This window comes from Streptococcus sp. SCPM-O-B-15304 (M98) (assembly GCF_058200215.1).
On record NZ_JBYQGQ010000002.1, the window covers coordinates 202,462 to 216,149 of the forward strand.

The window sequence follows — 13,688 nt, forward strand, 5'->3', positions numbered from 1 at the left end:
TCCTTTAAACCTGTCCCGTGAGGCAGGCAAGGAGCTCGATTAAGTAGAAGGGTAAGTCTATACTGTTTGCAGTATGGCTCGCTTAGTTATACATTCTCAAGTCTCCTTGAAAAAGGAGACTTTTCTTTTTGGAGGTTTGTCATGAAGACAAAAGAAGTTGTAGACGAATTGACCGTCAAACGAGCGATTACTCGGATCACCTACGAGATTATCGAGCGAAATAAAGATTTAAACAAGATTGTATTGGCTGGGATAAAAACACGTGGTGTCTTTATTGCTCACCGTATCCAAGAGCGTTTGGAACAATTGGAAAATATCTCTGTTCCCGTTGTAGAATTAGACACAAAACCTTTCCGCGATGATGTCAAAAGTGGTGAAGATACTTCATTGATTTCTGTCGATGTGACAGACCGCGAAGTCATTTTGGTGGATGATGTACTTTATACAGGTCGTACAATCCGTGCTGCTATCGATAACATTGTCGGACATGGTCGCCCAGCGCGCGTGAGTCTTGCGGTACTGGTTGACCGTGGGCATAGAGAATTGCCAATTCGTCCAGACTATGTTGGGAAAAATATTCCAACTAGTCGTTCTGAAGAAATCATCGTTGAGATGACAGAACTTGATGGTCAAGATAGAGTTTTGATTACTGAAGAAGCTTAATAGCTAAAGGAGTAGCCATGTCAGAAAATCAACAAGCATTGAAACATGTGGTATCCATGGAAGATCTCACTGTGGACCAGGTTATGAAATTGATTAAACGAGGAATTGAGTTTAAAAATGGAGCAAAAGCGTCTTATGAGGACCAACACATCGTCTCTAATCTCTTCTTTGAGAGTTCGACTCGTACCCATAAATCTTTTGAAGTAGCAGAGATTAAACTGGGCCTTCAGCTACTGGACTTCGATGTGAAAACAAGTTCAGTCAACAAGGGTGAAACACTCTACGATACAATTTTGACCTTGTCAGCCTTGGGAGTAGATGCCTGTGTCATCAGACATCCCGAGGTAGATTACTACAGAGAGTTGATTGATAGTCCGACGATTACGACTTCGATTATCAATGGTGGGGATGGTTCGGGTCAACATCCTAGCCAGAGCTTGCTTGATTTAATGACGATTTATGAAGAATTTGGACACTTCGAAGGACTCAAGGTAGCCATTGCTGGTGACCTTGACCATTCGCGTGTGGCTAAATCCAATATGCAAATCTTAAAACGCTTAGGAGCAGAACTCTACTTTGCTGGACCTGAGGAATGGAGAAGTCAAGAGTTTGCAGACTATGGACAGTTTGTAAGCATTGATGAAATCATTGACCAAGTTGATGTGATGATGTTTCTCCGTGTTCAACATGAGCGTCATGAAAGTGGAACAGTCTTTTCAAAAGAGGGCTATCATGCACAGCATGGTTTGACTCAAGAACGTTATGAACGCTTGAAAGACAAAGCTATTCTGATGCATCCTGCTCCTGTAAATCGCGATGTTGAAATTGCTGATCACTTGGTCGAAGCACCAAAATCACGTATTGTTCAACAAATGACCAATGGTGTCTTTGTCAGAATGGCAATTTTAGAATCTGTATTGACTTACAGAAACGCAAAATAAGACACAAAACGTTAAAAGATGCCTGAGAGCATCCACGAGAGGTGAATTTATGACTAAACGACTTCTAGTTTTAGAAGATGGAACAATTTTTGAAGGAAAAGCCTTTGGGGCTGATATTGATGTAACTGGTGAAATCGTCTTTAATACTGGGATGACCGGTTATCAAGAATCCATTACGGATCAGTCTTATAATGGGCAAATTCTAACTTTTACCTATCCCTTGGTTGGAAATTATGGGATTAACCGTGATGACTACGAGTCTATCAGTCCAACCTGTAAAGGTGTAGTAGTATTTGAAGAAGCTCGTAGAGCCAGCAACTGGCGAAACCAGATGACACTGGATGAATTTTTGAAGTCTAAGAAGATCCCTGGTATTTCAGGTATTGATACACGTGCTTTGACAAAAATCATTCGCAAACATGGAACTATGAGAGCGACTCTGACACATGTTGGAGATAGTATCGATCACATCACAGATCAGCTTCAAGCAACTGTTCTACCAATTGATAATATCAAACAGGTTTCTACAAAAACTGCTTACCCAGCTCCAGGAGTAGGTTTAAGTGTGGTACTTGTAGACTTTGGTCTCAAGCATTCAATCTTAAGAGAGTTGTCTAAGAGAGAGTGTAATGTAACGGTCGTTCCTTATACTACAACAGCAGAGGAAATCCTTCACTTGAATCCAGACGGAGTTATGTTGTCAAATGGACCGGGAAATCCAGAAGATGTACCAGAAGCACTCGATATGATTCGTGGTATTCTCGGGAAAATTCCAATCTTTGGTATTTGTATGGGGCACCAGCTCTTTGCAATGGCAAATGGTGCCAAGACCTATAAGATGAAATTTGGTCACCGTGGATTTAACCACGCTGTACGTGAAATTGCAACAGGGCGCGTGGACTTTACTAGTCAAAACCATGGATATGCAGTGAGTCGTGAAGATTTTCCAGACCATTTGATGATTACTCATGAAGAAATCAATGACAAGTCAGTTGAAGGTGTACGTCACAGATACCAACCAGGTTTCTCTGTGCAATTCCACCCAGATGCTGCACCAGGTCCGCACGATGCAAGTTATCTATTTGACGAGTTCATCGAGATGATGGAAGCTTTCAAACAAGCAAACTAAAGACGAGTGTGAAATCGTCGGAGAATTTATGTAACTGAACACGGACGGAAAGCTCGGAATTTAGAGACCCCAACTCGGATTGTCAATCCTTCCTTGGTTTCCTAACATTCCATCGCTTTCTATTCGTCGTTTGTATCTTATTTAATAGCAACCTGAGAGTTGCTGAATAGAAAGGCAGGTCGTTTCTTTTAGTCGCTATTAGGCGAACTAAAAACTTCCTGCACTAGATTTTTTACCGAAAAGTATCGTTTCGTTAAAAAATCGTCGGAGAATTTATTTAATGTCGCCCTGTGAGGCGACGAATAGAAAGGAGAAGGGTGGTCCGTATTTGCTAAACTGAATACGGGCTACGGACGTTGCTAAAAAGATAGTTATTCCTAGAACTGACAGTTCTTCGTCATAACTCCTATTTTAGCTTTGTCCACTTGACGCCCTTAATGTCTTATAAATGCCTAAACGTACTGATATTCAAAAAATTATGGTGATTGGTTCTGGTCCGATTATTATTGGTCAGGCTGCTGAGTTTGACTATGCTGGGACTCAGGCTTGCTTGTCTTTGAAAGAGGAAGGGTATGAGGTTGTCTTAGTAAACTCAAACCCTGCAACTATCATGACTGATAAGGAAATTGCAGACAAGGTTTACATTGAGCCAATCACACTTGAGTTTGTGACTCGTATTCTCCGTAAAGAACGTCCAGATGCCTTGCTTCCAACACTTGGTGGGCAAACAGGGCTTAACATGGCCATGGAATTGTCTAAAAATGGCATTCTTGATGAATTGGGAGTAGAACTTCTAGGTACCAAATTGTCTGCCATCGACCAAGCTGAAGACCGCGATCTCTTTAAACAATTGATGGAAGAATTGAATCAACCGATTCCAGAATCTGAAATTGTTAACACTGTGGAAGAAGCCGTTGCCTTTGCAGCGACAATTGGCTACCCAGTGATCGTCCGTCCAGCCTTTACCCTAGGTGGTACTGGTGGTGGTATGTGTGCCAACGAGGAAGAATTGCGTGAAATCGCTGAAAATGGGTTGAAGCTATCACCTGTTACTCAATGTTTGATTGAGCGTTCGATTGCTGGTTTTAAGGAAATCGAATACGAAGTCATGCGTGACTCGGCTGACAATGCCCTTGTTGTATGTAACATGGAAAACTTTGACCCAGTCGGGATTCATACAGGGGATTCCATCGTATTTGCCCCAGCGCAAACCATGTCAGATTATGAAAATCAAATGCTTCGTGATGCCAGCTTGAGCATTATTCGTGCCCTCAAGATTGAAGGTGGATGTAATGTTCAGCTAGCACTTGATCCACATAGCTTTAAGTACTATGTCATCGAAGTAAATCCTCGTGTATCTCGTTCTTCAGCTCTTGCCTCTAAGGCAACAGGTTACCCAATCGCCAAATTGGCTGCCAAGATTGCGGTAGGGTTGACCTTGGATGAAGTTATTAACCCAGTTACAGGTTCAACTTATGCAATGTTTGAGCCAGCCCTTGACTACGTAGTTGCCAAAATTCCGCGCTTCCCATTTGACAAGTTTGAAAAGGGTGAACGCCGTCTTGGTACTCAGATGAAGGCAACTGGAGAAGTTATGGCCATTGGTCGTAACATCGAGGAGTCACTTCTGAAAGCTTGTCGCTCACTTGAAATTGGGGTTCACCACAATGAAATGCCTGAACTTGCAGATGTTTCAGATGATGCCTTGATTGAAAAGGTTGTTAAGGCTCAAGATGACCGTCTCTTTTACGTATCAGAAGCTATTCGTCGTGGTTATACACCAGAGGAAATCGCTGAGCTTACAAAAATCGATATCTTTTATCTGGATAAACTCTTGCATATCTTTGAAATTGAGCAAGAATTGGGCGCACATCCACAAGATGTAGCAGTCCTAAAAACAGCAAAATTGAATGGTTTCTCAGATCGTAAAATCGCTGAACTCTGGAATACTACAGCTGATCAAGTTCGCCAACTTCGTTTAGAAAACAAGATTGTCCCAGATTACAAGATGGTTGATACTTGTGCGGCAGAATTTGAATCAGAAACTCCATATTTCTATTCAACTTATGGTTGGGAAAATGAATCCATCAAGTCTAAAAAGGAATCTGTACTAGTCCTAGGTTCAGGTCCAATCCGTATTGGTCAAGGGGTTGAGTTTGACTACGCAACAGTTCACTCTGTTAAGGCGATTCAAGCTGCTGGCTACGAAGCCATCATCATGAACTCAAACCCAGAGACCGTTTCAACCGACTTCTCTGTATCGGATAAACTTTACTTTGAGCCATTGACATTTGAAGATGTCATGAATGTTATCGACTTAGAGCAACCAAAAGGTGTTATCGTTCAATTTGGTGGACAAACAGCTATCAACCTTGCTGAACCATTGGCAAAAGCTGGTGTAACTATCCTTGGTACGCAGGTTGCTGACCTAGACCGTGCCGAAGACCGTGACCTCTTTGAGCAAGCCCTCAAAGACTTGGATATTCCACAACCTCCTGGACAGACTGCAACAAACGAAGAAGAAGCAGTGCTTGCAGCTCGTAAGATTGGTTTCCCAGTCCTCGTTCGTCCTTCTTATGTCTTGGGTGGACGTGCCATGGAAATTGTAGAAAACGAAGAAGACCTTCGTTCTTACATGCGTACAGCCGTTAAAGCAAGTCCAGACCATCCAGTTCTTGTCGACTCTTATATCGTTGGACAAGAATGTGAAGTTGATGCCATCTCAGACGGACGAAATGTCCTCATCCCAGGTATTATGGAACATATCGAACGTGCTGGTGTCCACTCAGGTGACTCCATGGCTGTTTATCCTCCACAAACCTTGTCTCAAAAGGTTCAAGAAACGATCGCAGATTACACTAAACGTCTTGCAATCGGCCTTAACTGTCTCGGTATGATGAACATTCAGTTTGTCATCAAAGATGAAAAAGTCTACGTTATTGAAGTCAATCCACGTGCCAGCCGTACAGTTCCATTCCTATCAAAAGTAACCAATATCCCGATGGCTCAGGTTGCAACTAAGTTGATTCTTGGTCAAAGTCTTGAAGAACTTGGTTACCAAGATGGACTTTACCCAGAAAGCAGTCGTGTTCATATCAAGGCGCCTGTCTTCTCCTTCACTAAGCTCGCGAAAGTAGACAGCTTGCTCGGTCCTGAAATGAAGTCAACAGGGGAAGTTATGGGTTCTGATACGACTCTAGAAAAAGCGCTCTACAAGGCTTTTGAAGCTTCATACCTTCACTTGCCAACCTTTGGGAATGTTGTCTTTACTATCGCTGACGATGCCAAGGAAGAAGCTTTGGATTTGGCTCGTCGTTTCCAAAATATTGGCTACGGAATCCTTGCAACTCAGGGAACAGTAGCTTTCTTTGCAAATCATGGCTTGAAGGCTCAACTCGTTGGTAAGATCGGTGATGATGAACACGATATCCCAAGCTATGTTCGTAAAGGGAAAATTCAAGCCATTATCAACACGGTTGGTACCAAGCGAACTGCTGATGAAGATGGTGAACAAATCCGCCGTTCAGCTATTGAACACGGAGTTCCTCTCTTTACAGCTTTGGATACAGCGGACGCTATGCTTAAGGTACTTGAGAGCCGTAGCTTCGTTACAGAAGCAATTTAGTTTCTTGGTAAATGATCTAATACTCTTCGAAAATCAAATTCAAACTGCGTCAACGTCGCCTTGCCTTACTCAAGTACAGCCTGCGGCTAGTTTCCTAGTTTGCTCTTTGATTTTCATTGAGTATAAGTAGCTTTTTGTCCAGCGTCTTAAGGCGCTGGTTTTTACTCTTTTATAGAGAAATCGAGTTAGAAATAATAGTTACAGTTCACTATTAAATGTCAAAGTTTATCAATAGATTTATCATTATCGTTAATGAGTAGACTTATTCTGACTTTCCCTAAAATTTTGTTGAATTTTCTTAAGTTTTTATCATATTTTTTATAATTAAGGTGCCTTAAGAAAAATAATGAAAAAACTAAATGTTTTTCATATAGTTTTCATTTTTTGTGTTATAATTAAGGTGCCTTAAGAAAAATATTAAGGTGCCTTAAGAAAAATAATGAAAAAACTAAATGTTTTTCATATAGTTTTCATTGTTTTAATAGTTTAAAGTCAATCTTATTTTTCTCTAATAGAAAATAATGAAAAAGTAGGTTTAGAAAGAGGTAAGTATCTATGTCTTCTCATAAAAAAGTGTCACTCTCTGAGATTAATCAATCTATCGATACTCCAAATAACAATCATTTCTGGCAAAATTTAAAGGCCTTTTTAGGTCCGGGTGCTCTTGTCGCAGTTGGTTATATGGATCCAGGAAACTGGATTACCAGTGTAGTCGGTGGTGCTTCCTATAAGTATAGTCTCTTGTTTGTTATCTTGATTTCATCTCTCATTGCCATGCAACTTCAGCAGATGGCAGGAAAGCTTGGTATTGTAACCCAGATGGACCTGGCTCAAGCAACGGCTCATCATTCACCTAAATGGCTTCGTTATAGTCTATGGGTGATTTTAGAATTAGCCTTGATGGCGACAGATCTGGCAGAAGTTCTAGGTTCAGCGATTGCTCTCAATCTTCTCTTTAAGATTCCGATTATGATAGCCATCCTTTTGACGGTTTTAGATGTCTTTCTCTTATTGCTCCTGATGAAGTTTGGCTTTAAGAAGATAGAAGCTATCGTGACCACGCTAATTTTAACGATCTTAGCAATCTTTACTTACCTAGTAGCTTTGTCACATCCAAGCTTTCAAGGAATCGTTGAAGGTTATCTGCCAAATGCAACCTTATTTGAGAGTCCTTTGCCTGGGCATGAAAGTCAATTAACCTTGGCGTTAGGGATCGTGGGTGCGACAGTGATGCCCCACAACCTTTATTTGCATTCTTCCTTGTCTCAGACTCGGAAAATCAATCACAAGGACAAGAATGATGTTCGAAAAGCCGTGCGCTTTATGACCTGGGATTCTAATCTCCAGTTATCCTTGGCCTTTGTGGTTAACTCCCTTCTTTTAATCTTAGGGGCGGCCCTCTTTTTCGGACATGCATCTGAGATTTCTGCCTTTTCTCAAATGTATAACGCCCTGCAGGATTCTACCATTGCGGGAGCTATAGCTAGCTCAACCTTATCAACCTTGTTTGCCTTGGCTTTATTAGCCAGTGGTCAAAATTCGACAATTACGGGTACCTTGACTGGACAAATCGTTATGGAAGGTTTCTTGCATATGCGATTGCCTCAGTGGTTCATTCGTTTGGCGACTCGTCTCTTTGCCTTACTGCCTGTTATGATAGTAGCGGTTCTGTTTGGTCATCAAGAAAAAACCTTGGATCAGTTATTGGTTTATTCACAAGTCTTTCTTTCTATCGCTCTTCCATTTTCAATCTTCCCTTTGATTTATCTAACTTCTAAGAAATCACTGATGGGAGAATTTACCAATGCCAAGTGGAATACTATCCTTGGTTATATTGTTTCCATTATCTTAACTGTTCTCAATGTGAAACTGCTGTTTGATATTTTTTAAGAGCATCTGAGATGAAGTAGGAAAAATCACCCTAGAGTTGAATTCACTGGATTTCAAAAAGTTAGATAAAGAATATACAAAAGGGATTTCGTCCTGTGCTGTACAGGGTGAAGTCTTTTTTTAAATGTTAAAAATTGTGATTTTATGATAATATAGGTAGAGAATTTGTATTTGTCAGTAATTTTATATCTTAGGAAATTTTTCATTTTCCTCACTGTTTTTACAAAATAATAAGGCAAATTTATTGATATAAAATATAAACTAAAATTTGAATTGGTTTCATAGTATTCTTCTCTTAAAGTATGGGAGTATTTTACAGGAATATTAAAGTTATTTATTTTCTCATGAAATGTAAAAATAGTCTACATTTTTACCAATCAAGACATTATAAAAACCATTTAAGATTTTTATAATTTAATTTCCATAATTCTGATAAGATTAAACTTATAGAAGGAGGCTAAATATGAAAGACTATATTTTATATCAAGATAGAGCTATCGTAAAGGTACCACTCTCTAAAATTTATTATGTTACAACTCACCCAACAAAAGCTCATGCTGTTCTTTTTGTAACAGCCGAAGGGAATTTTGAAGCTTCAACCTCACTATCTAAAATTGAAGCAGAAAGTACAGAAGAACTTATTAGATGCCATAGAAAGTTTCTTGTGAATAAAGATAAAATAGCAGGATTTAATCATGAGACAAGAACAATTATGTTTTTGGATGATAGAGTATCAGACATCGCTTGTTCTAGAAGACACTTTACAATATTAAAAAATCAGTGGAAAAATATATAGGAGTGAAGTAGTGAATATTTTTATACTAGAAGATAATTTTTTACAACAGACTAGAATTGAAAATATTGTCAAAAAAATTTTGGTGGATAATAAGGTTGAGTATAGGCATTTTGAGGTTTATGGAAAACCTCAACAGCTTTTAGAGGACATTTCAGAGAGAGGAAATCATCAATTATTTTTACTTGATATTGAAATAAAAGATGATGACAAAAGAGGATTAGACGTTGCTAGAGAAATTAGAAAACTTGATTCTCAAGCAGTGATTGCTTTTGTAACATCACATTCTGAGTTTATGCCTGTATCTTTTGAATACCTAGTATCAGCTATTGATTTCATTGATAAAGAATTACCTGAACCATTATTTATCAAACGAATTGAAAATGTTATTTCAAGTGTTAGCGATAATCAAAGAAGAACAGTATCTGAGGACTCTTTTATATTTACAGGATCCAAAGCTCAAATTCAAGTCCCTTTTAAAGATTTATTGTATATTGAAACATCAACAATTGCTCATAAGTTGACTCTCTATTCCAAACGAGACATAGTTGAATTTTATGGACAATTGTCAGATATTCTTAAACAGGAACCTCGTTTATTTCAATGTCATAGATCATTTATCGTAAATCCTTATAATATATCTTTAATTGATAAAGAAAATCGGGTAGTTCATTTTCAGAACGGATCTTCCTGTATTGTCTCTAGGTTAAAAATACGTTCACTCATGAAAGCTGTCGAAAGACTTCATGACTAAGGAGATTTAGATGATATTTTTTCTAAATATTATAAGTGTTTTTCTATTGTTATGTATCCATACTAAGGTTGTAGGTGAGAGATTAAATCTGAAAAAAGTAGTAATGTCCATTATTCTGTTCCATCTTTTAACATTACTATTTATTGTTTTATTTAAATCAACTAGATTTTACTTTCTTGGGTCATTATTGATTTATCCTACCTTTTTTATCCTATATACTTTGTCTATTGGTAAATTAAGAAGTAAGGTCTCTTTATTACTTTTTTACTCATTATTTCCACTCGGATTTTGGGATGTCATCAGAAATTTTTTAGGTTACTTTATAATTTCTAAGATTCCAATATTATATAGACTATATGAAACTAATCTAGGAACAATGATTTTCTCTTTATTAGCTGAAATTATTGTGTTTTTTCTTATTAGTCTCTTTCGATATAATTTTAGTCATTTAAAAATAAAGAACTTGGATAGAAAGACAAAATTTATTTTAATTACTGCGGATACTTTAATGCTAGCTTATTTTATCTTACCACCTTATATAAACTACAGTGATAAAGTAAGTTGGGATAGAATGTTGAATTATAAAGAATTATTGACAGCAGTTTACTTTTTATTGTTTATTTGTTTTGTTAATCTATTGGATAGAAAATTACTTCAAGAATTACAGGATAAAATCGTTTTACAAAAAGAAATTCAACTGCAAAATCTTAGTAATTATAGTCAACAAGTTGAGGGGCTGTATCAAGAAATTAGAAGCTTTAGACATGATTATGCTAATATTTTGTCAAGCTTAAAAATAGGTATCGATCAAAAAGATATTAATCTGGTTTCTCAAGTCTATGATGGTGTTTTGAAAAATTCTGGTGAAAAATTAAAAGGTAAGCGTTTTGATGTGGCACATCTAAGAAATATCAAGGATTTGGCGCTGAAGAGTTTATTATTATCTAAGTTATCGGAGGCCCAAAACTTATCTGTTCCAGTTTCTCTGGAGATTAGTGAACAGTTCTCTATAAAAAATATGGAACAAATTGACTTCTTAACAATTACTTCTATCTTGTTAGATAATGCTATAGAGTCCGCAGCAGAAGGAGGAATAGCAGTTTGTTTTCTTGAGGATACAGAATGGAATAAATTAGTCATGATTGTTAAAAATTCTACTTTAGAAAGAGAGATAGAATTGAGAGATATATTCAAGCGTGACAATTCTTCAAAAGGAGTAGGTCGGGGTATAGGTTTGGCCAATGTTCGGAGAATTTTAAAATCTTATCCAAATGTATGTTTGAAAACTACAAGTAAAAATCATGTCTTTACTCAGATTTTGGAAATAGAACTTTAAATGAGCGACCACTCTTAGGATATTCTATTGAATATTTTAAGGAGTGCCTCAAGTTTACTTGATTTGCGCTGTAGGGTGCTGTCGTAGGTGGCTATTTAGCTTCTGAATTGAGACCACCAAAATAGTTTAAAAAAGAAGAGGTTTTACTATGTCAAATGAAACTATGATTCAACTTATACTCATTGCAATTTGCTGTGTATACATTATTTTTAATACTAAGTCTGATAAAAATCCAAAGAGAGGATATCGTACAGCTTTGTACCTTTTCGTTATGGCTGGTATTATATCCTATATTATGAAATATCTAAATTGGTTAGATTTTTTCTTACTAATAACTCCGATAATGTGTCTATTTAAATTTGAAGATAAGTGGAGTTAGCAACATTTGACTCTTCATTAGGCTATCAGCTCTTTTGATATTAATGTATTTTAAAAAGTTTTGAGCATGTTACATAGAGGCTGGGCAAAATCCTACTTCTAACTATCAAAAAACGAGTATTCCGTAGTTGGAGATACTCGTTTTCTTATGTCATGGTTTATAATTAAAATAAAATGAATGGTTACAAATCATGAAAAAATACGTTTCGTGATGAAAATCGTACATTTAAAGACTTAGTGGTAAAAATCTCTTTTGTTCTGCTATACTGAACTTGTCAAGGTTACAATCTGACAAAAAATATCTATTATATAGGAGTTATTATTCCATAATGAAAAAACAAGAGATATTAAATCTTATTGATAACTTATTATTGTCTGATGAAGTTTCTCATGATGTTCAATTAAAAAAAATATTTTTGAATGGACAAACCTCAATAAAAAATGATGAATTTGGAGCTATAGGTAGATTAAGTAATGACTTGTCTATTTATTTGATGACTCATCAATATCTGGCGCCGAAAAATGTGATAGAATTTGCTAGCTTAACTGCAAAGATACCTCATCAAGAGAGAGGTAAAGGAGCTTTCTTAAATATGCTCGCTATAACATTTTCTAATTTAAAGTAAGTTGGAGAATTTATCTATCATGTCAACTTGAAGATAGCTTTTTAATATCGAGGATATTAAAAAGCTATCTCATAATGTAAAACTTACATTTAAAGATTTTGAGGAAATTAATCTTTTGCTATACTTATATTAAATTCATCAAGGTTATAATCTGACAAAAATAATAAAAATTAATATGGAGGTATTCCTCATGGAAACAAAGACACCGATTCAATTTGATGTTTTGGATACCGAAATGCTGGCTAGCATTGAGGGAGGAACAGTTAGTGCAGGGGAAGTTGCTCAGGCGACAGGAATTTGCACATTAGCAGGAGCAATGATTGGTAGTTTGGTTGCATCAGGAGCTGGAACTTGGGCTGGAGGTATTTTAGGAGCACAATATTGCACAGGTATATGGGCTATCGCTAAATCTTTATAGAAAAGGGGTTAGTTAATGGAAAGTGGGAAATTTAGGCTAATTTTAGCTCTTTTTACGTCTTTTTTTATAATAGGTGCGCTTGGAATAGTTCTAAATGTTACAATAAGCGAAGTTTTAGTTCTTTCTGTAGGTAGTGTGTTTTTTGAGTTGCTGATTCACTTATTAACGCATAATAAGAAGAGAGGAAACATTAGTTCTGAACTATGCTTTAATCGATACAAGCAATTTATTAAAAAGATTTCAACACCTACTTTTTTTCTGTTACTATTATCAATTATTTTTGTTGTTATAAATGGCTATAAGTCGTTTTCTGTATTATTTTATGCTCATATATTTGTAGTATTATTCACAGTAGGATACATTATTTGCTCGAATAATATCGAATTACATATTTTAAAGAAGGAATGAGGTTACGTATGAACAAATTAAATATGCATTTTATAATAATAAATTATTTTGAGACATAGTAGTAAAGTGATTGAGCTATAGATATGATGAGGATGGAAATATGGAGATTGTAATAATGAATATAGTTAATCATCTCTTGCTAAAGATTGAATGGATAGTAAGTAATATCTTTATAAAAATGAGCATACTTTGGATGCTTATTTGGTTTTTATACTATTTAAAGAGTGATTTAGCAATGTATTTCTTGTTTTTTGGAAACGGCTTTTTATTATTGCTAATAATTTTTCGATTTTCACTGTATCAAATTAAACTAGTAATGCAGAATGATATTAAGTAATTGTGTCTAGATCATATTTTGGGGAACCATATTATAATCATTCTGGACGTTTTCAAGATCTTTTGGGATTTGTATAATAGAACTTGGTGAAGCTATTATAGGCTTTTGAATAGGAACTGAATTTTTTCTACGAAATAGAAAGTTGAGGTACAAATGAAGCATCGTTTGATAATTGCAATTAGTTTTATAATGACGGTTTTAGTCCTAAACATTTTATTAGAATCAAATACTATTATTCATAAATTTATTGCTATATTAGGTCTGACTATGTATTATAGAGGTGTTTTTAGAGAGTATAAAAATTTTAAAAATAATTCAGATTTTTAAATTTTATATTAAGTCATGTAATTTGTGTGTTATTCATGATATTGTAGGAGACATTCCATATAG

Annotated in this window: 11 protein-coding genes; all 11 read left to right on the top strand. The window is 36.3% G+C overall.

Going from position 1 to position 13,688, the window contains the following annotated elements; genetic code table 11:
• Positions 1–141: 141 nt before the first annotated feature.
• The 11 genes from pyrR to AC3E7H_RS02220 all read left to right on the top strand — a co-directional run bounded on the left by pyrR (position 142) and on the right by AC3E7H_RS02220 (position 12,961).
• A complete protein-coding gene (pyrR, locus tag AC3E7H_RS02170) occupies positions 142–663 on the top strand; it encodes a bifunctional pyr operon transcriptional regulator/uracil phosphoribosyltransferase PyrR (protein ID WP_000850020.1) in 522 nt (173 codons plus the stop codon).
• A 17-nt stretch (positions 664–680) separates the two neighbouring features.
• Positions 681–1,604 carry an aspartate carbamoyltransferase catalytic subunit gene (locus tag AC3E7H_RS02175; RefSeq protein WP_373093788.1) on the top strand — a complete coding sequence of 308 codons (924 nt, stop codon included), beginning with the start codon at positions 681–683 and terminating at the stop codon, positions 1,602–1,604.
• 49 nt (positions 1,605–1,653) lie between these two features.
• Positions 1,654–2,733, top strand: a complete 1,080-nt coding sequence (locus AC3E7H_RS02180) for a carbamoyl phosphate synthase small subunit (RefSeq protein ID WP_485681209.1) — start codon at positions 1,654–1,656, stop codon at positions 2,731–2,733.
• Positions 2,734–3,181: 448 nt separating this feature from the next.
• A complete protein-coding gene (gene carB, locus AC3E7H_RS02185) occupies positions 3,182–6,358 on the top strand; it encodes a carbamoyl-phosphate synthase large subunit (protein ID WP_075228251.1) in 3,177 nt (1,058 codons plus the stop codon).
• A 555-nt stretch (positions 6,359–6,913) separates the two neighbouring features.
• Positions 6,914–8,248 carry an Nramp family divalent metal transporter gene (locus tag AC3E7H_RS02190; RefSeq protein ID WP_000094598.1) on the top strand — a complete coding sequence of 445 codons (1,335 nt, stop codon included), beginning with the start codon at positions 6,914–6,916 and terminating at the stop codon, positions 8,246–8,248.
• Positions 8,249–8,711: 463 nt separating this feature from the next.
• Complete coding sequence (locus AC3E7H_RS02195) at positions 8,712–9,044, top strand: LytTR family DNA-binding domain-containing protein (RefSeq protein WP_049526856.1); 333 nt, start codon at positions 8,712–8,714, stop codon at positions 9,042–9,044.
• A gap of 10 nt (positions 9,045–9,054) precedes the next feature.
• Positions 9,055–9,795, top strand: a complete 741-nt coding sequence (locus AC3E7H_RS02200) for a response regulator transcription factor (RefSeq protein WP_490676021.1) — start codon at positions 9,055–9,057, stop codon at positions 9,793–9,795.
• Positions 9,796–9,805: 10 nt separating this feature from the next.
• The gene (locus AC3E7H_RS02205; RefSeq protein ID WP_490676022.1) at positions 9,806–11,131 is read left to right on the top strand and encodes a GHKL domain-containing protein; all 1,326 of its coding nucleotides are present in this window, start codon (positions 9,806–9,808) and stop codon (positions 11,129–11,131) included.
• A gap of 707 nt (positions 11,132–11,838) precedes the next feature.
• Positions 11,839–12,135 (top strand): bacteriocin immunity family protein, encoded by a 297-nt coding sequence (locus AC3E7H_RS02210; protein ID WP_414267297.1) that lies wholly within the window; start codon positions 11,839–11,841, stop codon positions 12,133–12,135.
• A 190-nt stretch (positions 12,136–12,325) separates the two neighbouring features.
• Positions 12,326–12,553, top strand: a complete 228-nt coding sequence (locus AC3E7H_RS02215) for a Blp family class II bacteriocin (protein ID WP_414267296.1) — start codon at positions 12,326–12,328, stop codon at positions 12,551–12,553.
• Between the two features lie 15 nt (positions 12,554–12,568).
• Positions 12,569–12,961 (top strand): hypothetical protein, encoded by a 393-nt coding sequence (locus tag AC3E7H_RS02220; protein ID WP_490676023.1) that lies wholly within the window; start codon positions 12,569–12,571, stop codon positions 12,959–12,961.
• The last annotated feature ends 727 nt before the right edge of the window (positions 12,962–13,688 follow it).